Genomic DNA, 19232 nt, shown 5'->3' with positions numbered 1-19232 from the left:
ACGTCTTCAAGATCCTATATCGTTCTTCCAACTTCCCGGCTTAAGACTTCCACGCATCCCACTTCCGCCCGCGGTCTGCTGTCTTCCAGCTTCCAAGCCTCCAACTTCCAGAATTAAGACGCCCTTACTTCCACTCATACCCCCTCTCAGCGTAGTTCCGTCCCAGCACCTTTCAAGTTTAGTCCTACAGGAAAGAATATTTCCGCTCGGCCCGCCAGTATTGGGTGTATTTAAATAAGAAGGTTGTCAACGCAGCCTAGTCACATTTACAAGTCTTATTCAATGGACAACTAGCTTTTTCTCGAAATCTCTCGGCAAAAGGTGCGTTCCTCTAAGCTAGAAAACCGGCACTAAAACTCATAGCTACCGCTCGCTTACCAATAAAACCAAATTGCGGGATAGCGAATCATCATACCGTTATACTAAGGGTTACATTGATATTTCCATGTGTAGCTTTGGAATAAGGACAGGTTTCGTGCGCAGCCTTTACAATCGCTGTGGCATGCTCCACGGAAACCCCAGGAAGGTTTATGGTTAAACGTGCCTGTAAATTAAAACCATCCGGACCTGAAGCTAAATCAACTTCAGTGTCAACCGATAATTCTTCTGGTAGCGACACGCGCATCTGTACTGCATTAAGTCGGATTGCTCCTATAAAACAGGCAGACCAACCAGCTGCAAACAATTGTTCGGGATTCGTCCCATTTCCAATACTTCCAGGAGGTGTTAAAATGAGGTTAAGTTTTCCGTCATCACTTTTAGCAGATCCCTCCCGACCACCCATAGTATTAACGTTTCCTGTATACAATACCTTACCGATTTTAATTTGATTTTCTGTTTTTAATACAATTTGTTTTTGCATGACAATAATAATTTAAGTTTAATGCTATTAAATTCATTATAGGCTCATTAAATGGCTTCGAAAATGGCAACTGCAAAGGCCTTTGCCTCTTCTTAAAGCTGATAGTATCCAATGCGGGCGTTGTGTGTATTACATGTGTATTTCCCTTAAAATTAAGCGGTGTGAGCTGAAGGACCGGGATACGGCACTCTATTGGAATCGTCTTACTTCTGAATGAAAGTCAGTGTTATATTATTGGCTGACCTCCAAAAGATGTCACTAATAAGAATGGGTCCATTGAGCAGTATTGGAAGAAGATGCTGTTCATCGTTCCAGCAGTTCTTATAAATTTGATAGTGTCACATATATCCTTCTGTACTTATTAAAAAACACAAAAAGAACAATGACAATCAGAAGCATTGAAAGGTCAGCAACACCAAGAAACAATTGACTTTTTACTTTAAACAAATTAGCGAATCCATAACTAGTAATGGAACTGACCATATACATCACTCCACCGGTAAGCCCACTTGCTATTCCGGCATTATTTGAAAAACGACTGAGACAATAGCCATAAAGAATATTAAATATAAAACCTCCAGCAATATGAATTCCGACTATAAACCCGATTAAAGTATAAATACTATTTTCAAAATAGGAAGTTACAATCATAAGTGTTATCAGGAAAAATTGAATCCCAAAGGCTATAAATATCTTTCTCTCCAACGGTTTTCTAATCAATTTCTTAGCAATTATCCCACCGGTCATAAGTGATAAACCGGAAAGCAAAGAACTATATCCAGTAGTGATAGCAGAATAGCCCAAAACGCGTTCAATGATAAAGGGACTTGACAAACTATAAATGATAACCATACCAAAACAAATTCCAATGATAAGCAGTCCCAAAGTAAAATCAGCAGTTTTAAGCATTCCTGTATAGTTTTGTAGAATTGGCTTTACTTTAAAAGGATGGAATTCTTTTAAGGATTCACCACTATAAAACAGCTCTAAAATTAGAAAAACCAAAGATAATCCCCCCAAGAAATAAAAATTAGACCTCCATCCAAAACTGTCCTGGAAATAGCCACCTAAAAACGGAGCGATAATAGGTGCACTAGCCCAAATAATAGAAAACAAACTAATATAACTTCTAAGTTGTTCTCCAGAAAAAAGGTCCACAAAATAAGCCCTCTTTCCAACTACAATAAGAGCGATCGTAATGCCCTGAATAATGCGCATAGTATAAATTACATGGATATTTGGTACTATTGCAACAGTAATACTGGTCATGGTGAATAAGGCTAATGATCCAAGACCAATTTTATAACGCCCGAAACTATCCAATAGGGTCCCGATAAAAAACTGGCTAACACCAACACTAAACATAAATATCACCAATGATAGCTGAACGGCTCCTGCTGAAACATGTAAATCATTAGCCATAGAAGGCAGTGATGGCAAATAGATGTCCGTAGCAAAGCCAGAAAGCGGGATAAATGCCAAGGCTAGCAGTGTACTAAATCCTTGATGGTTTTGTTCCAAAGTTCTCATTTCTTTTCCTTTATTATTAAAATAGAAGAATTATCTACAATCGATTAAAGAATCGTAGCCGAACCAAATGATTGATTCTTTCATCATATCTTCATATGATTTGTGTTCTAAACCTCATATTCAAATTACACATCAAAGTTCAGTAGGAAGCGAAAATGGATTGCGTGATGTACATCACATTTTATAGAACCGCTAGCTATTTCTATAAGTCGCCAACAAAACAAGCCCCTATTAAGCTGAAGGAAAAGTGGGTGAAATCAGGCCTGAAAAAAAAATCCAAAAAATAATTGCAGACATTTTTTTTTTATTTGACCGATCGGTCATATATTTGCACAGTAATATATTCACATGTCAAAAGGAGAGGCAACAAGGCAGTACATCATCGAGAAAGCGGCACCTATATTCAATACAAAGGGAATAGCGGCCACAGCGATGAGCGATATTATGGAAGCCACAAAGCTTTCAAAAGGCACACTATATGTGCATTTCGAAAACAAAGACCTACTAGCTTCCTGTGCTGTTGATTACAACATGGAACAGCTTTCAAACAAATTGAGAATCGAGTTAAGTCAGTTCAAAACAGCCAGGGAGAAACTCTTTGGGTACTTGGATTTCTTTGTTGAAACTACTAAACCAATAGTAATTGGAGGCTGTCCGATGTTAAATTTTGGCACTGAAGCCGATGACACCAATGAATTAATAAAATTAAAAGTCAATAACTTAATCAACAAAAGTCAAAAATTATTGTCCGATATCATCAAACAAGGCATTACCAATGGTGAGTTCAAGGCCGATTGGAATGCGAATGAATTTGCCACCATAATGTTTGCCATGCTGGAAGGCGGTATACTTATTTGTAGAGTGGCCGGTGACAATTCTAAAATGAAAGTGATAAATGATAATCTGAAAAAAATGATTACAGAACAAATGCTGTAGTTTTTTTTTCTTCAATAAATGACCGATCGGTCACATTAATATATAAAACAGTCCCAATTATTAATTTAAACACTAATGCAATGTCAAAAACAATTTTAATTACAGGTGCTTCAAAAGGATTCGGGAGAATTTGGACAGAAGCATTTCTACAGCAAGGTTATCAGGTAGCGGCTACTGCAAGAAACATCGAGCCATTAACCGAATTGGTTTCAAAATATGGTGATTCTCTCCTGACATTTCCTTTAAATGTCAATAACCGTGAAGACGTGTTTGCCGCGGTAGAAAAAGTGCATGATCATTTCGGAAAAATCGACGTCTTGATCAATAATGCCGGTTATGCCCTATTTGGAGCTATTGAAGAGGCAAGTGAGCAGGAAGCCAAGGACCAATTCCAAACTAACTTCTTTGGTGCATTATGGATGACTCAAGCGGTATTACCTATTATGAGAGCTCAAAAAAGCGGTCATATTATCCAGACTTCAAGTATTTTGGGTTTAATTACTTTGCCTTTCTTAGGTCTATACAATGCTTCTAAATTTGCGCTTGAAGGTTTTAGCGAAACTTTAGCCGCAGAAGTTAAAGACTTTGGAATCAATATCACCCTAGTGGAACCTAATGGCTATGCTTCGGATATTTGGAAAAATGAAACCCATTCCCAAGGTATAGCTGCCTATGATGAGATTAAAAAAATCAACTCTGAAAGTGGTAACAGCGGTTCCTTTGGCAATATAGAGGCTACAGCCGATGCAATTTTGCAATTAGTAGCGACTGAAAATCCACCCTTACGTCTACTTTTAGGAAAAGTAGGTTTACCTTTTGTTAAACATCATTACGCTCAACGATTGTCGGTTTGGGAAGAGTGGGCAGAAGTATCAGAAATTGCACACGGAAATTAACACAAAAGTAAAAATGTACTAAACAAAAAAGCCTAATCATTGATTAGGCTTTTTTATGGATTATAATTTAATCAAGCTTTTAAATTATCGAAATATGAAGTTGCTTCTTCTATCAAGGAAGTCATCAGTTCTTTGGCTTTGGTGTGTTTTAGGACAGGAGCAATTTGCCCACCCCAAAACAAAACCATATCCCATTTTTCTTGATCGATAGCTGCTTTTCGCAAAGATGACATAAATGTTGTTTGCAACGGAAAAGGTAAAATCTCGCTTTCATGTCCCAGCATTTCCTTTGCAATGGTACTGGTAATCCCACGTCCCAACCTTCCAGTGTATGCACGTGAAAGCGTGGTATATTTTGCGGCATCCGAAAACAGAATTTGTCGGTGAATAGGCAAAGCATTTGACTCGTCGGTTGCTAAAAAAGCGGTACCTACCTGTGCGGCGTCAGCTCCCAAAGCCAATGCCGCAGCCACACCTTTCCCAGAGGCTATACCTCCAGCAGCAATAATGGGCACTTTTACTTTCTCTTTAATTAGCTGGAGTAAAACAAAAGAACCTGTGGTAGATGATTCTGCTTTGTCTAAAAAGGAAGGACGATGTCCACCTGCTTCAAAACCCGAAGCTATGATCATATCTACACCTGCAGAATCCAAAAAAATGGCTTCATCCAAAGTTGTGGCTGCCCCAACAGTTACTATACCACGCTTTCGGCATTCTTCCAGGATATCCCGAGATGGAACACCAAACATAAAGCTGAACACTTTGGGCTTGACGTCCAATATTACCTGCACTTGGTTTTCAAAACGTGACTGAAAAGGTGCCGGTTTATCTGGAACCGGAATTCCAAGTCGATCAAAATAAGGTTGAAAGACGGCTTTAGTTTGCTCATATAGGGCATCGGTGACTCCCTCTTTTGGAGCATCACCATCTGAAACCCAAAGGTTGATATTATACGGTTTATCTGTGGCTGTTTTGATTTGTTTATCCACGTCAAAAATTTCCTCCGGGCTTAAGGTGTAGGCACCGTACCCCCCTAACCCACCAGAATTTGATACTGTAGCTACTAAATCAACGGAAGACAGTTTGCCACCAAAAGGTCCTTGCAGTATTGGGAAATCAATCCCCATCATCTTTGATGCTTTTGTTTCGTACCACATAATTTTACAGTTTAAGAATTGGTGTCCGTTAGCATTTTATTTACAATTAGCCATTGGCCGTTTATTTTGTGCAATGATAAAATATCATGATAAATGAAATCATACATGATCACTTTGGCCTCGGCTACAGCAATGGAGTTAACGGCATGAATAGATAGTATTTCTCCTTTGTAGGGCTTTCCTGAATCTTTAGGGCTTTGACGGTTTTTAACACCTTCAAGATAAAGTTCTAATGTCTTAGCATAGGGCAAACCTTTGACATCTCCAAAAAGCAAGGATCCGGAATGAAAAGCACTTCCAAGCAAATCTACATTGCCTTCATAGATCCCCTTAAAATATATCTTTTCCAATACGTTTGTAATGTCTGCTGTGTCTAAATTTTGATTTTTCATAATCGTTCTATTTGTGCTTTCATACACTAAAAATCCCAATGCATAAAAGCGGTTGTTAAAAATATTTTTGACACTAATGGTCTTAACCTTAGTGGTTTCTATTATTAGAAGCTTATGCTTACACAATAAATTTCAAAAAAAACAATATAGCATCCATGTGATCTACCTCACATTTATTAGACTCTTACTTGGAATTAACCCTAGGGTCATTCTGCTTGTCTACATACTCTAATCCGAGAGGCCCAATGGCATAAACTTGAGTGATATAGTCTCCTGATTTAGCAAAATGAAAATGCGGTGTGTTTCCTGGCAATACCACTACAGCACCGGGGGGATAGGCTTGTAATTCAGTTTCATCATATTGGTCCCCAATTCCGATATAAAAAACGCCTGAGATCACCGTATAGATTCTGTCTTCCGGATGTATATGCGGCATAATTTTTTCTCCATACGGTACTTTCACCCGAACAATAAAAGGTTCGAATTTCGCTGGGTCTCCTACTAAAATTGCCAGTTTCACATTTTCAGGAAAAGCCGGAAATGACCTCCAGACAATACTTTCAGAATTTAAAAAATTAAATTCTTTAGAAGATAATCCTTGTGCAGCACTTAGATGTAGACCAATGAAAACCATGATCAGTGTTAAGAAAACGTTCTTTTTCATAAGGTTTACTTTAATAAAAAAGATTTGATACAGCTGTTTTTCAAACCATACCAAATCTTTTCATTACAATTTAGATTGCTTATTTTATTTTTGACAATAGTTTAGTGGCTACTTCTTCTGAAGATTGCGGGTTTTGGCCAGTCAACAATAGCCCATCTTCCACCACATGAGAACTCCAATCTGAGCCTTGCGAATATTCCCCACCGCGCTCTTTCAACTTATCCTCCAATAAAAAAGGCACCACCTTGGTTAATCCAACCGCTGCTTCTTCAGTATTAGTGAAACCAGTTACCTTTTTCCCAGCGATGAGATAGTTCCCTTTTTTGTCTTTAACATTTACCAAAGCCGCTGGTGCATGACACACGAAAGCAATTGGTTTACCATGATTGTAAAAATCCTGAATAAGGCTGATTGAATTGGTATCGTTAGCTAAATCCCACATTGGACCGTGTCCTCCAGGATAGAATACAGCTTTGAAATGCTTTTGATTAACCGATGTGATTTTCACTGTAGTGCTCAAGGCCTCTTGTGCATTTTTATCGGCATAAAAACGCTTAGTGGCAGGGGTTTGAAATGATGGATCGTTACTCTTTGGATCAATAGGAGCCTGACCGCCATTTGGTGTAGCAATGACTACTTCAATTCCTTTGTCCATGAAGAAATAATAAGGTGTTGCAAACTCTTCAATCCATGAACCCGTTGCCTCTCCTGTGTCCCCCAATTTGTCGTGCGAGGTTAAAACAAATAGCACTTTTTCTTTTTGTGCTTTTTGTGCATACGTTGAAAAACTTGCTATCGCAATTAGAACAACTATTAATGATTTAACTGTATTTTTCATTGTGTTTAGTTTTATGTTTTTTACATTGTGGTTACCCTGTAAAAAAGCGATTAATACTTCTGCTTAATTAATTTAGATTATGCCCGGATCCTTTTCCACCATCCACATTGATGATAGAACCGGTGATGAAATTGCTTTTAGCGACGGTATAAACCATCTCGGCCACGTCTTCAATTTCACCTACTCTATTTAAAAGGTGAAGGCCTGCATTCAAATCAACTTTATCGCCGTGCATTGGCGTTCGGATAACACCCGGAGCAATCGTATTGACCCGGATGTTTTGTTTTCCAAATTCAGCGGCAAGCTGAATGGTTAAGGCATGTATAGCTCCCTTACTAGCTACAGGAGCTGATGCCGGCCAGCCTCCTAAACCGTGGTTTACTAATGGTGTTCCAATATTAATTATGACACCATTGTTCTGTTTAAGCATTTGAGAAACGGCTGCTTGCGTGGTAAAGTAAGTCCCCTTGAGATTGGTCGTCAGAAACTTATCAAGATAGGCTTCATCCACTTCCAAGAAAGGTTTACTATCGAAGATGCCAGCATTGTTTACAAGTACATCCACAGTACCGAATCTGTCTATCGCTGTAGCTACCAACTGCTCCCCGACTTTCCTATTGCTAACGTCACCAGAAACCATAGCCAGGTTATCTCCTCCACCGAATTCGTTATAAGCATTTTCCAATGCGGTTGCTGTCAATGAATTGATGACCACATTATCGCCTCTATCCAGAAAGTATTTGGCAATCCCTTTTCCGATACCAGAAGCTGCTCCTGTGATAATTATCGTTTGCTTTTTCATAGTCTTATTTTTTATCGGCTGTAATTCCTTTCTCACGTAAGACAGATATCTGTTCTCCTGCATACCCCCAATTGTCTGTATCAATTTCATGTATGGCAATATGAGTGAGATGCGGATCCTTGTTCAAAACCTCTGTAATAAGGTCAGTAACACCTTTGATCAATTCCTGTTTTTGCTCGCGGGTAACCCCTTCACGAGTCAATTCAATGGTTACGAATGGCATGGCTTTAATTTTTAAGATTTGCGGTTACGTTTATGCCAATTTCAAAATCATTGTAGATTAAGTTATCGCCCAAATTTTTAAAGAAGTTGCCAGAACGGAATCTGATAGCATACTTAGTACGGTCAACAATTAGTTTTCCGGCTAAGGTCAAGGAATCTCCATAGTAATTCACAGTAGCATCAAATCCAGCTGCATGAGTAATCTCTTTAATAGTCAGATTTCCCTCAATATGGTAATGATTGTTGCCTACTTCTTGTGCCGAAATTATTTCAAATGAAGCCGTAGGAAATTTATCAATTGAGAAAAAATCATCAGATGCGAGATGCCCTGCAAATTGTGCATTCAATGCAGAATCCGTTACATCTAAAATGTTAATTGTGGACATGTCAATGGTGACCTCTCCATCCGTTAGGCTTCCTTCAGTCAGTACTATTGAACCTTGTTTAACTTTGATAGTGCCGTTATGAGCTCCAGTCACTTTTCTGCCAATCCAGTCTATTTGACTTTGTGCAGGTACGATTTCAAATCTTTGAGTTTCCATTTTTCTTTGGTTTAAAATTGATGGTACAAAGAAAAAACAGGATGCAAAGATCGTTACGTGATGTACATCACATTCTTCAGAACTGCAGAAGTTAGGGCAAATGACGTAGACTAGTGTGCTGAGTAGAGGCGGCTTAATGTTTCGCGGGTAACTCCAAGGTAGGCGGCAATTAAGTGTTTAGGAACCAAGTTGTATAGCTGGGGATACATAGCCAAAAGTTCCTCATAACGTGTTTTGGCGTCATTATTCATTAAAGAGAGTAGTCTCTTTTGGGAAGCAATATATCCTCTATTGGTCCGCCATCGAAAAAAGTGTTCTACTTCATGAATTTCTCTACAGATTTTCTCCCGATCCTCATTTGAAATACAAAGTACCTCTGCATCAGTTATACAATCGACATTAATTGTAGCTCGTGTATTATTGTACAAAGCACAAAAGTCAGAAGTCCACCAAGTAGGCATGGCAAACTGAAGTATGTGCATTTTGATTTCATCATTAATATAAAAAGCTTTTAGGCATCCAGAAACCACAAAATACTCATAATCAACTTTATCTCCTTCACTAATTACAGCCTGACCTTTCTTAAAATTCATCGGTTTAAAATGTGAAAAGACATAATCAATCTGCTCATCGGATAATGGCACAATTTTAATAATATGTTGGAGTAAAACTTCTTTAGCATTCATACTATTTATAACACGTAATTAATAACAAATATCAGTGGCATTTTTATTACTTCTGAAGAAAAAAAGGTGCTTATTTCATTTTCCTAATGGTTTCACGACATTTGGCTTAAAACATCTAATTCTACAATTATCACGTTGTAGACACCCAACTAAAACAAACACACAAATTTTCTTTTAAAGCCTCTTACTTAAGCTTCTCATAACAATTTTCGCGATTTCTGGAGTTCTTATCTATCATAGTTAACAGTTTCAACAGTAAAGCTATGGTCAATTGTAGTCGTTTCAAATCTCCTTTCACCCCCTTTTCATTATCCTGCCTTGCGGCCCATTTTCAAATCTATGATAGTTGTGAGTGTAGCTGAAAACCATGGAATCCTTCCTTTTAACGAACATCACACTTTTGAGTTGAGAGTATTTCATTCCGTCAATTAGAAAATAACCCGTCTTCTTCATTTTAAATTTATCTTCTTTGAATACTATCTAAGCCCCTAGGGACAGCTGGTGTAAGCTTTCTCAAAATAAGGACAGATTAAAAGGCGACGGAATCCCCTCTCAGCGTAGTTCCGTCTCAGCACCTTCTAAGTTTTGCTGTATGCTGGGCGGAATTAGCAATTCCACCCTGATATTCTCACCAATCCCGTACAGCAATCTGTAGGGAGGGTAAACGACGTCCAAGGATTGGCTAAATAAAGCTATCATGGTACAACTTTTCCGCATCCTGAAAAGAAAGTTTAGTAACTCTGAAACGCCTCAGGAAATTTTTACTGTTTTACGGGCTACGCCGGTGAGTTGGCTCAATTGTTTGGAGTCTCGGCCTTCGAAATGGTCTCTCAGATTACTTGTATTTTCATTACGGTTAGGATTCGGCTAAACATCGGCTCAGGGGAGTTAATCCTGAACCAACAGCCTTCAAAAAAGCCGCTATTCCAATCCAAAAAAATACGTCCAACGGAGGTGATTTGCTCCGTCAGACGTCTTGGCCAAGAAACGCATTTTTTCTAATAGCATTGAATCCGGTGACACGGCCGCCTAATATTTCAAACCAAAAACCCACAGGCTATCTGAAAGTCAGCTTTTTCGTTCACTCCCGATTCAAAACATTGGCAGGATTGGTACGGACGACTTTAAGCGCCTGAGAACCGATCATCAGCAAGGCTACCGTAAAAACGGCAAAACTTCCCAGAACCATTTCAGGTAATTCAAGCGGTATGGAATTGGGGATTTGGGGCAACAGAATTTTATCGAAAACAGGTAGGTTCTGTTCTTCGGAATTTAGAATTCCGAAGGGGTATAGCTGGATTTGAAATCCGAGAACCTGATTGTTACAGACTGGAAATCCGAGGATAGATATCTGGGATTGCAAATCCCAAGAAACGGATCGAGCCAAAATGCTTAAATTGAGGACAGGCGAAAATAAAAGTCAATTCCTTTCTCGTCACACTTGTTTTGAAAATGAGTAATAGTGACTTGCTTGAAAGCCTCAATTATTATGGAAATCGAAGAAAAAAACAGCTGGAGTAGCTTCATTGTTAGCATGCCAATAAATATGCCTGGTGATGCAATTTCCAATGCATGGACCTCTCAGGATGGATTGGAAAGCTGGTTTCTCAGATTGGCAGAATTCAGCTCTCCGGAGGGAACGGTTCGTGATCGAAATGAGTCTATTCAAATAGGCGATCATTACAAATGGATCTGGCATGGATGGTCTGATGAAATCGTTGAAAACGGGGAAATCCTGAAACCTGAAAATGGTGAGATCATTCGATTTACTTTTGGAAAAGCCGGGATAGTCAGTGTGAAAACCAGCCAAAAAGGATCTGAAACAATTCTACAACTCACTCAGGAACAAATTCCTATCGATGAAGACGCAAAGCTAAACTTCCATGTAGGCTGCAAGACCGGTTGGACTTTTTATCTGCTGAATTTAAAGTCCATTCTTTTGGGAGGTTTGGATCTTAGGAATAAAAACAATGAGTTGAATATGGATTGAATTTCTTGCTCTGTTCTCGCTATTCGGAATTTGCAATTCCGAAGCGGTATAGCAGGATTTGAAATCCTTGAAATCTAACTGGATATACGTCAAACTTATACAGTGTAAAAAACACCGCTTCAACGCTTGCTTCGGCCACCTGTTTTCTATGTTCTTTTTTCTTGATAAAAAAGAACGAAAAAATCAAGACGCAGCAAAGCTTCGGCCGCACGAGGCCGAACGCAGGCTCGCTGCTGCGTCGACCCTCCCGCACCCATCCGAAATATGTCGGGAACTAGGCTGGCAAAACTTCGATGTAATACCTCACAGTGTAAGTTTGCTTCGGTCTTCCAGCTTCCGAACTTCCTAACTTCCACTCATCTTACTTCCTTCCTCTGTCTTCCAACTCCCTAACTTCCCTACCTCCCTGCTGAGCTTGCCGAAGCATCCCACTTCCCCAAAATCAAAATCTCTTTTCCACAAACCCTTTATTTTTCAGCGCATTTATTTAGTTTAATGGAAACCAAACAACCATGTACGTAAACCGGCACTATCACATCTGGAGCACAGTTCGTTGGTCCAGAAAACCTCTCGTAAATTCACTTTTCTACTCTGCGGCGATCATCGTGCTTTATGAGATTACGGACATCCCCTTTTCCCTTCCTTGGCAACCCATATCCGTCATCGGTATTGCGGTGGCATTTTACCTCGGTTTCAAAAACAACAGCTCCTACGACCGCGGCTGGGAAGCTCGCAAGATCTGGGGCGCCATCGTCAATGATAGCCGATCTCTGACTGTAGGAATTTTGAGCCTCCCTTCAGCCCAAGTCCCCTTTGAATGGAAAAAGAATTTTGTCTTCCGGCATATTGCCTGGGTGATGGCCTTAAAGCACACCATGAGAAAGGGAAAATCCTGGGAACACAACTCCCAGATCGAAAAACTGGTTTTTACTCCTTATTTTAAAGAAGAAGGCCTAAAAGGCATGGACGCGGAGTTGGAAAAGTATCTGAATTCGGAGGAGATCAAAAAGCTGAAGTCTTATAACAACATTCCCATTCAAATCCTGAAAGACCAAAGCTTGGCGTTGCAAAAACTTGAAGAAAGCGGCGGGATCACCGAGTACAAGCATGTTTGGCTACAGCAACTGCTGGCAAGATTGATAGACAATCAAGGGGCGTCCGAACGGATTAAAAACTTCCCCTTTCCCCGTCAATACGCCTCCACCGGCCTTTTCATTAATTATATATTCTGCGCGCTGATTCCTTTTGGCTTGTTGGATATATTTTCCCAATCCGAGAGCCTTCACTATTGGCTAACTGTACCTTTCTCCACGATTATTATTTGGATTTTCTTTTTGGTGGATCGCATAGGCGACTACTCCGAAAACCCCTTCGAAGCTGCCTACAACGATGTGCCTATTTCTTCCATTTCGAGAGTTATAGAAATCGATCTGCTGGAAATGCTGGAGGAAAAGGATATTCCTAAGCCTTATCCAGTGGAAAATGGCTTTTTGATGTAGAAGAAATTTAGTCAACAGTCTACGGTTATCAGTCGACAGGACCTTCAAATCTCTATTTTCTTCGATGATACCGAAGGCCTAGAAACAAAAAAAACTCTCCAAGGCTTTCTATTTCCTTGGAGAGTTGAAATTTTAGACACGCTCGTCGGCTAAGCTAATTCATTGGAAGCAAGCACTTAATGCCATGCTGTCGACCGTAGTCCGTCGTCTGTTGACAATAAAATCATCTCTTCCTGATGCTGGCAGATCCCGAAACTTTGATGTCGCCCATTCGGGGAGAACCGGAGTACACGACATCTCCTGATCCGGATGCATGAAGCGATACTTCGCCCAAATCTCCTACGTACGTGCCTCCCGAACCCGATTTAGAAACTTCCAACTCTTCGATAGCGAGGTTTTCGGCCACAAAGTCTCCGGAGCCGGATTGGTTGATTTCCGCTTCTCCAATAGCACCCGATTCGATCGTGACCTTCGCAGAGCCAGAGATCGAAGCTTCCAATTCGTCGGCTTTTAGATCCTGCATAATGATGTCTCCCGAACCCGAAAGGCCGATGTAAAACTCGTCGGCAATGACATCGGATTTCACCGTCATCTTGCCTGAACCTGAACATTTGATTCCTTCAAGGCTACGATAGGTCACGTAGAATTTCAGGGACACGTTTCGGTAATTTCCGTTTTCCAGACCAAGCTTCAAGACGTCGCCATCAATTTCCGTCTTTACTTTACTCAGCTCCACTCCTTTGGCTTCGATCCTGATTTCCTCCTTGTTGCCCTCTACCAAGATGACGTCCCAGCTTCCGCCTGAGTGAACCTTAGTAAATGGTCCGGGAGTTCTCGTTTCTGATTCCTGTGCCTGCGTGATGGAGCAAGAAACCATGGTGAAAAGGGCTAATCCGAAAGCCCAGATTTTTGTCGTGTTTTTCATGGTGTTTTATTGAAATATTGGAATATTCTAGAATTCTAAAATTGGGTTGGAAGGTGGCAATTTCTAGCCTTCGACTACGCTCAGGCTGACTCCTCCCAACTTCCTACTCACTCTTGATGCTCTTCACTGGATTAGCCCAAGCAGCCTTGAGTGTCTGGGAGGTGACAGTGACCGCAGCAATCACCCCGGCGATCAGTCCTGCCCACAGGAATATCGTCCAGGTGATCCCGGTTTTGTAGGCGAAATCCTCCAGCCAGCTATTCATCCCAAACCAGGAAATCGGAACTGCGATGACAAAACCAACGGCTACAAGCTTCAGGAAATCTTTTCCAAGCAACAGCAAAATATTGCCGGTCTCCGCCCCCATCACCTTTCGAATGCCGATTTCACGGGTACGCTGCTCCGTGGCGAAAGTCACCAATCCGAGCAACCCGAGGATAGAAATCAGAATGGCTAGTGCGGAGAAAAAGGTAAAGATGGTCTTGACCTTAGCCTCTGCCTCATACTGTCGGTTGAAGCCCTCGTCTACGAAGATCGGCTCAAAGGGATAATCGGGTCTGAGTTGGCTCCATTCTCCTTCCAGGTAGTCCAACACTTCCTCCCGCTGTGCCGCATCGATCTTGATACTAACCTGGTTATTTCTGTCTTGGGAGATCATAAAGACGATGGGAACGATGGGCTGATGCAAACTTTCGAAATGAAAGTCCTTCATCACACCAGTCACAAATCCACGCCTGCCCCCGTACAAAAACTGTTTGCCTACAGCCTCCTCTGGACTGGACCAGCCCACCGCACGGATCGCGGCTTCGTTGAGGATAAAGGCCTCCGTGGAGTCACTTGCCCGCTGGAAGTCAAAATCCCTTCCTGCACTCAGAGGAATACCGTAGGTGTGCAGGAAGTTGTGCGCGACGTGAATGTCGGCAATTCGCACATTAAGTTGGGTCAATTCCCCATTAACCTCAGCGGTCGATCCTTGGGAGTCCAGCAATCTGCCTGAAGGAACCCGGCTTGATATGCTGACCTCTTTGATTCCGGGATGGTTTTCCAGACGATCCTTGATAATCAGGTAATTTTCCGTGATCTGTCCGCTGTTTGGCAGGACAACAATATCTTCTTTTTGGAAGCCCAAATCCTTGTTTTGCATAAAGTCCAGCTGCCGGACGACTACCAAGACTGCAACGATCAGCATCACAGAGATCGCAAATTGGCCGACGACCAAAAAAGCCCGAAAATTCTCGTGGCCTTTTCCAGCTTTAAATGCTCCCTTCAGCACTTTCGCAGGCATGAAACCGGAAAGAAACAAAGCAGGATAACTTCCCGAAATCAAGCCTACGAATGCAGCCAGCCCAAAAATGGCCAACAAATACTCGGGATGAAGGAAGAAATTCAGGCTGAGTGGCTTGTCTGTGAAATCAGAAAAGATCGGCAAAAACAGATAAACCAGCACGATCGCCAGCAGCATGGCAAAAAAGGTCATTACGAAGGATTCGCCCATGAACTGCCGAACCAGTACCGACTTGTCTGCCCCCATCACCTTGCGCAGTCCCACTTCCATGGAACGCAGGGAAGACCGAGCGGTGGATAGGTTCATGAAGTTGATGCAGGCGATCAAAAGGATAAACAGGGCTACTGCCAAATAGACGATCACGTAGTCAAAGTTGCCGTTTGGCTCGATCTCCGAAGCCAGATTGGAATAAAGATGCACGTCGGTAATCGGCCAAAGCGTCAATGCGGTTCCTTTGGACATCGGAATACCCGCTTGGTTTTCGCCCATGCGGCGGTCTATCATTGCGGGAAGTTTGGCTTCGAAAGCCTTGTAGTCCACGCCTTCGGCAAGCTTGACGAAGGTGGAGAAATTGTTGGAGCCAAAGTTGGACATAAAGGCTTCCTGTCCGCCGTAAAACTGGACCACGGGAATCATGGAGCCGAGAAAATCCACATGGAAATGGGAGTTTTCCGGCATGTCTTCCATCACGCCCCGCACTTGGAAGGTAAACTCCTGCCCGGCAAGGTTGGCTCGCAGCTCTTTGCCGACGGCCGATTCGTTGCCAAAATAGCGCTTGGCCGTACTCTCGGTGACGATGACTCCATCCGCTTGGGTGAGTGCCTGCTGCGCTTCGCCCTCGATGATCTTCCATGAAAATACATCAAAAGCTTCCGGATCCGCGAAGAAAAAGCGCTCTTCCTCCATGGCATTGTTGCCGTTTTTGATCAGGGCATTCACGTTGAAGAGTCTGGCCATCACCTCCACTTCCTCGGGAAAATCAGACTGCATCAGCGGCCCGAAAGGCGGCGCCAAATGCCCCAAGTGCAGGCTTTCCTCCCCGTCGGCATTGTACCATGCTCGGGAAACCCGGTAGATCCGATCCGCATCCGGATGGTATTTGTCATAGCTCAGTTCAAACTGTACATAAAGCAAAATCACAATACTCACCGCCATCCCGATCGCGAGCCCAACCAGGTTGATCAGCACATACATCGGATGCTTTTTAGCATTCCGGAAGACAATCTTGAAGTAGTTTTTGAACATGGGGTCGGAAGTTTGGAAGTGGGAAGTTGTTTCCCCTTAGCTTGTCAAAGGGAAGGTTTGGAAATGATGTGTCGTTAAGTTGTAATATTGCTAAGTGCCAACGTCGCAAGGTCCGGCGCCCCAGCCATCAAATTCAGTTTTGAAGTCAATGTCATACTGAGCCTCGTAAATCTGATATCGTAAAGTGTAAATTCTTGGCTCTTTATTCTAGCTTCTGGCATCTTTTTACTTAGGTCTTTTTTCTTGATACTTTATTCACTTTTCAAACTTTTCACCGGGTTTGCCCTAGCCGCCGAAAACGCCTGGTAGCTTACCGTCAGCAAGGCAATCACCATGGTAATCACTCCGGCCAACAGGAACAAGAAGGGGTTTAGCTCGGTCTGGTAGGCAAAGGACTGAAGCCAGCGCCCCATCGCCCAATAGGAAATCGGCGCGCCGATCAGGAATGCCAACATCACCAGCAGACTGAAGTTGGTCGTCAGCATCCAGACCAGGTTGGAGGTAGATGCGCCCAAGACCTTCCTGACGCCTATTTCCTTGGTCTTTTGGTAGGCCGTATAGGCAGCCAAGCCAAACAAACCTATGCAGGCAATCACGATAGCTAAGATGGAAAAGGAGGTCAGGATCTTGCCCGACACCTGCTCGCTTTTGTAGAGCCTATTCAAGTCATTTTCCAAAAACGAAAAGGTAAAGGGCTGATTTTGACCAAATTTATCCCAAAGGATCTCAACTGCGGCGACGGTCGCTTGCGCGTCTTCGCCTGAAATATTCAGAGCCAAAAACGCCTGAAATCCAACCGGGGACTCCGTGCTGAATATTGCCAACGGAGTGATCGGTAGATGCAGGCTCTCAAAATGGAAATCCTCCGCCAAGCCTATGACGGTATAGGCAATGTTGACCCGCTCCCCATTAATATCGGCTGAGCTGTAGATTTTGCTTCCTACGGGGTCCTCCAAACCGAAAGCATGTACCGCGGCTTGATTGAGGATGACAGAGGTACTGTCGTTAAACTCCTCTCCGAAGCTCCGGCCCTCCGTGATCTTGATTTTCAAAGCCTCCAGAAAAAAGTCATCGGCGGAAAACCCCTTGCCTGTCATGACTTCTGAGTTGCCCTCGGCGGTGAACTGCACTCCGAAAAAGGAATTCCCCGGCATCTGGCTACCCGCACCTGCATTTAGTACTCCTGGCAACTTCAGCACCTCTTCCCGGAAAGTATTGGGGTTCTCCAGCTGTCCAAAACGCTCCACCACCAAAACATTCTCACGCTGGAAACCCAGATTTTTCGAATGGATGAAGTCAATCTGGCGGTCGATGATCAAGGTCCCAGCGATCAACATGATGGAAATGGTAAACTGGAAGACTACCAGACCATTTCTTAGCATCTGCCCTTTTCTGGATGAATTGAGCTTGCCTTTCATGATTTCGACCGAACGCATGCTGGAAATCTGGAAGGCAGGATAGTAGCCTGCGACCAAAGCTACGAAGACTCCCATGCCCAAAAGCCATGGCAAAAGTTCGATTGCCTTGTCCAAAGAAAGCGTTAGGTTCTTTTGCGCCATTTCGTTGAAATATGGCAAGGACAATCCGACTAAAACTGAGGAAAGTGCGAGGCTGATCACCACCAACACAATTGCCTCCAGTAGGAACTGGGCGATCAGCTGGCCACGATCAGAGCCCATGGCCTTTCTCACCCCCACCTCTCTGGCCCGTTCGGCCGAGCGCGCCGTGGCTAGGTTGATAAAATTCACCGAAGCGATCAACAGGATAAAGAAGGCGATGGAAATGAAAATATAGACGTAGCGGATGTCGCCGTTCGTCTTCATTTCAGCCTGAAGTTGGGAATTCAGGTGAATGCCTGCCAAGGGCTGGAGGAAATACTTGTAACCATTTCCAGCTTGGGTATAGTCGTCAAAGTTTACTCCGGTATTTCGCTCGATCTCCCCAGCGGCATACTTCTTTACCAAAGATGGAATAGCAGCTTCCACCGCCTCAGGCTTGGCCTGCAACCCAAGCTTCAAGTAAGTCATTGCCGAAAAAGAGGCATAGGTGGGATTTCGGTTGAAAGGCTGCCCCGCGGTGGTCGCGAGAATCTCGAAGTTCATGTGGCTATGGGTCGGCAAGTCATCCATCACCCCAGTCACCTCCACATCTTGACCGTTTAACTTGATCTGTTTTCCAACAGCCTCGTTATTCCCAAAGTATTTTCTTGCCGTTTTCTCACTCAGAACCAAGGCATTTGTCTTATACAAGGCAGTATTGACATCTCCCTCGACAAGATGGAGCGGAAAGAGCTCGAAAAAATTGGAATCCGCGAATACTACTTGTTTTTCCTCATAGACATCCTCTCCGACCAAAACCGTATTGGCAAAATTCCCCCCACCAAAAAGTCTCGTCGCATCCTCCACTTCAGGGATTTCATTTTTAAAAACCTGCGCAAAGCCATCCGGAATGATCGCGTAGAGGTTGATATGATCTGGATAGACGCGCTCCAGCGCCACCCTATAGATCTGCTGATGATCTTTCCAAAATCTATCGTAGCCCAGTTCGTCCTTGACCTGCAAAAAAATAAGTATGCAGCACGTCAGCCCGAGCGTGAGTCCAAATATATTAATGGCGGTATAGATCCGGTTTTTCACCAGATTCCGATAGGCGATTTTGAGGTAATTTTTAAACATATCTGTAAGGTCAAATAAGAAATCAATACCTGCTACAGGCCCGCCAAACTGCCATGTAGTACTCAAATCGTTAGTGGTGAAAACTC

General features: G+C 42.7%; 17 protein-coding genes. 4 read left to right on the top strand and 13 right to left on the bottom strand.

From position 1 onward, the window contains the following. Positions 1-409: 409 nt before the first annotated feature. Both J0A67_RS05605 and J0A67_RS05600 read right to left on the bottom strand, forming a co-directional pair. Positions 410-862 carry an organic hydroperoxide resistance protein gene (locus J0A67_RS05605; protein ID WP_206568278.1) on the bottom strand — a complete coding sequence of 151 codons (453 nt, stop codon included), beginning with the start codon at positions 860-862 and terminating at the stop codon, positions 410-412. A 321-nt stretch (positions 863-1183) separates the two neighbouring features. Next, positions 1184-2392, bottom strand: a complete 1209-nt coding sequence (locus tag J0A67_RS05600; protein ID WP_206568277.1) for an MFS transporter — start codon at positions 2390-2392, stop codon at positions 1184-1186. A gap of 348 nt (positions 2393-2740) precedes the next feature. On the opposite strand from J0A67_RS05600, the gene J0A67_RS05595 reads away from it, so the two are divergent. Both J0A67_RS05595 and J0A67_RS05590 read left to right on the top strand, forming a co-directional pair. Beyond that, positions 2741-3328 (top strand): TetR/AcrR family transcriptional regulator, encoded by a 588-nt coding sequence (locus tag J0A67_RS05595; protein WP_206568276.1) that lies wholly within the window; start codon positions 2741-2743, stop codon positions 3326-3328. An 80-nt stretch (positions 3329-3408) separates the two neighbouring features. Further along, positions 3409-4224, top strand: a complete 816-nt coding sequence (locus J0A67_RS05590; RefSeq protein WP_206568275.1) for an SDR family NAD(P)-dependent oxidoreductase — start codon at positions 3409-3411, stop codon at positions 4222-4224. A 71-nt stretch (positions 4225-4295) separates the two neighbouring features. Here the strand turns inward: J0A67_RS05590 and J0A67_RS05585 are convergent, their stop codons facing one another. The 8 genes from J0A67_RS05585 to J0A67_RS05550 form a co-directional block, all read right to left on the bottom strand. Then, positions 4296-5381: an NAD(P)H-dependent flavin oxidoreductase gene (locus J0A67_RS05585; protein ID WP_206568274.1), complete on the bottom strand. Its 1086-nt coding sequence runs from the start codon at positions 5379-5381 to the stop codon at positions 4296-4298. An 11-nt stretch (positions 5382-5392) separates the two neighbouring features. Next, the gene (locus J0A67_RS05580) at positions 5393-5773 is read right to left on the bottom strand and encodes a nuclear transport factor 2 family protein (protein ID WP_206568273.1); all 381 of its coding nucleotides are present in this window, start codon (positions 5771-5773) and stop codon (positions 5393-5395) included. A gap of 184 nt (positions 5774-5957) precedes the next feature. Beyond that, complete coding sequence (locus J0A67_RS05575; protein WP_206568272.1) at positions 5958-6437, bottom strand: cupin domain-containing protein; 480 nt, start codon at positions 6435-6437, stop codon at positions 5958-5960. A gap of 79 nt (positions 6438-6516) precedes the next feature. Then, positions 6517-7275, bottom strand: a complete 759-nt coding sequence (locus J0A67_RS05570) for a type 1 glutamine amidotransferase domain-containing protein (protein WP_206568271.1) — start codon at positions 7273-7275, stop codon at positions 6517-6519. A gap of 67 nt (positions 7276-7342) precedes the next feature. Then, positions 7343-8077, bottom strand: coding sequence for an SDR family NAD(P)-dependent oxidoreductase (locus tag J0A67_RS05565; protein ID WP_206568270.1), 735 nt, complete (start codon positions 8075-8077; stop codon positions 7343-7345). A gap of 4 nt (positions 8078-8081) precedes the next feature. Further along, positions 8082-8300, bottom strand: coding sequence for a tautomerase family protein (locus tag J0A67_RS05560; RefSeq protein ID WP_206568269.1), 219 nt, complete (start codon positions 8298-8300; stop codon positions 8082-8084). Positions 8301-8304: 4 nt separating this feature from the next. Next, on the bottom strand, positions 8305-8841 hold the full coding sequence (locus J0A67_RS05555) for a YceI family protein (RefSeq protein ID WP_206568268.1): 537 nt from the start codon (positions 8839-8841) through the stop codon (positions 8305-8307). Positions 8842-8951: 110 nt separating this feature from the next. Beyond that, the gene (locus J0A67_RS05550) at positions 8952-9527 is read right to left on the bottom strand and encodes a Crp/Fnr family transcriptional regulator (protein WP_206568267.1); all 576 of its coding nucleotides are present in this window, start codon (positions 9525-9527) and stop codon (positions 8952-8954) included. Positions 9528-11016: 1489 nt separating this feature from the next. Between J0A67_RS05550 and J0A67_RS05545 the strand changes: the two genes are divergently transcribed. Together J0A67_RS05545 and J0A67_RS05540 are read left to right on the top strand one after the other, a co-directional pair. After that, the gene (locus J0A67_RS05545) at positions 11017-11517 is read left to right on the top strand and encodes an SRPBCC family protein (RefSeq protein ID WP_206568266.1); all 501 of its coding nucleotides are present in this window, start codon (positions 11017-11019) and stop codon (positions 11515-11517) included. A gap of 512 nt (positions 11518-12029) precedes the next feature. Continuing rightward, entirely contained in the window at positions 12030-13016 is a 987-nt protein-coding gene (locus J0A67_RS05540) for a bestrophin family protein (RefSeq protein WP_206568265.1), read from the top strand. A 223-nt stretch (positions 13017-13239) separates the two neighbouring features. Here the strand turns inward: J0A67_RS05540 and J0A67_RS05535 are convergent, their stop codons facing one another. The 3 genes from J0A67_RS05535 to J0A67_RS05525 form a co-directional block, all read right to left on the bottom strand. Further along, positions 13240-13941 (bottom strand): head GIN domain-containing protein, encoded by a 702-nt coding sequence (locus tag J0A67_RS05535; protein ID WP_206568264.1) that lies wholly within the window; start codon positions 13939-13941, stop codon positions 13240-13242. 103 nt (positions 13942-14044) lie between these two features. Then, positions 14045-16471, bottom strand: coding sequence for an ABC transporter permease (locus tag J0A67_RS05530; protein WP_206568263.1), 2427 nt, complete (start codon positions 16469-16471; stop codon positions 14045-14047). Positions 16472-16722: 251 nt separating this feature from the next. Further along, the gene (locus J0A67_RS05525) at positions 16723-19146 is read right to left on the bottom strand and encodes an ABC transporter permease (protein WP_206568262.1); all 2424 of its coding nucleotides are present in this window, start codon (positions 19144-19146) and stop codon (positions 16723-16725) included. Positions 19147-19232 lie beyond the last annotated feature (86 nt).

The organism is Algoriphagus aestuariicola (assembly GCF_017254835.1).
Taxonomy (GTDB): domain Bacteria; phylum Bacteroidota; class Bacteroidia; order Cytophagales; family Cyclobacteriaceae; genus Algoriphagus; species Algoriphagus aestuariicola.
Note: the sequence above shows the minus strand (reverse complement) of the source record. Positions and strands in the feature narration are given on the sequence as shown.

Bases quoted from the DNA above. Each gene is read 5' to 3' on its own strand.
- J0A67_RS05575 (WP_206568272.1), bottom strand. From the start codon at position 6,437: ATGAAAAAGAACGTTTTCTTAACACTGATCATGGTTTTCATTGGTCTA.
- J0A67_RS05560 (WP_206568269.1), bottom strand. From the start codon at position 8,300: ATGCCATTCGTAACCATTGAATTGACTCGTGAAGGGGTTACCCGCGAG.
- J0A67_RS05550 (WP_206568267.1), bottom strand. From the start codon at position 9,527: ATGAATGCTAAAGAAGTTTTACTCCAACATATTATTAAAATTGTGCCA.
- J0A67_RS05540 (WP_206568265.1), top strand. From the start codon at position 12,030: ATGTACGTAAACCGGCACTATCACATCTGGAGCACAGTTCGTTGGTCC.
- J0A67_RS05570 (WP_206568271.1), bottom strand. From the start codon at position 7,275: ATGAAAAATACAGTTAAATCATTAATAGTTGTTCTAATTGCGATAGCA.
- J0A67_RS05545 (WP_206568266.1), top strand. From the start codon at position 11,017: ATGGAAATCGAAGAAAAAAACAGCTGGAGTAGCTTCATTGTTAGCATG.
- J0A67_RS05565 (WP_206568270.1), bottom strand. From the start codon at position 8,077: ATGAAAAAGCAAACGATAATTATCACAGGAGCAGCTTCTGGTATCGGA.
- J0A67_RS05595 (WP_206568276.1), top strand. From the start codon at position 2,741: ATGTCAAAAGGAGAGGCAACAAGGCAGTACATCATCGAGAAAGCGGCA.
- J0A67_RS05600 (WP_206568277.1), bottom strand. From the start codon at position 2,392: ATGAGAACTTTGGAACAAAACCATCAAGGATTTAGTACACTGCTAGCC.
- J0A67_RS05585 (WP_206568274.1), bottom strand. From the start codon at position 5,381: ATGTGGTACGAAACAAAAGCATCAAAGATGATGGGGATTGATTTCCCA.
- J0A67_RS05590 (WP_206568275.1), top strand. From the start codon at position 3,409: ATGTCAAAAACAATTTTAATTACAGGTGCTTCAAAAGGATTCGGGAGA.
- J0A67_RS05605 (WP_206568278.1), bottom strand. From the start codon at position 862: ATGCAAAAACAAATTGTATTAAAAACAGAAAATCAAATTAAAATCGGT.
- J0A67_RS05535 (WP_206568264.1), bottom strand. From the start codon at position 13,941: ATGAAAAACACGACAAAAATCTGGGCTTTCGGATTAGCCCTTTTCACC.
- J0A67_RS05525 (WP_206568262.1), bottom strand. From the start codon at position 19,146: ATGTTTAAAAATTACCTCAAAATCGCCTATCGGAATCTGGTGAAAAAC.
- J0A67_RS05580 (WP_206568273.1), bottom strand. From the start codon at position 5,773: ATGAAAAATCAAAATTTAGACACAGCAGACATTACAAACGTATTGGAA.
- J0A67_RS05530 (WP_206568263.1), bottom strand. From the start codon at position 16,471: ATGTTCAAAAACTACTTCAAGATTGTCTTCCGGAATGCTAAAAAGCAT.
- J0A67_RS05555 (WP_206568268.1), bottom strand. From the start codon at position 8,841: ATGGAAACTCAAAGATTTGAAATCGTACCTGCACAAAGTCAAATAGAC.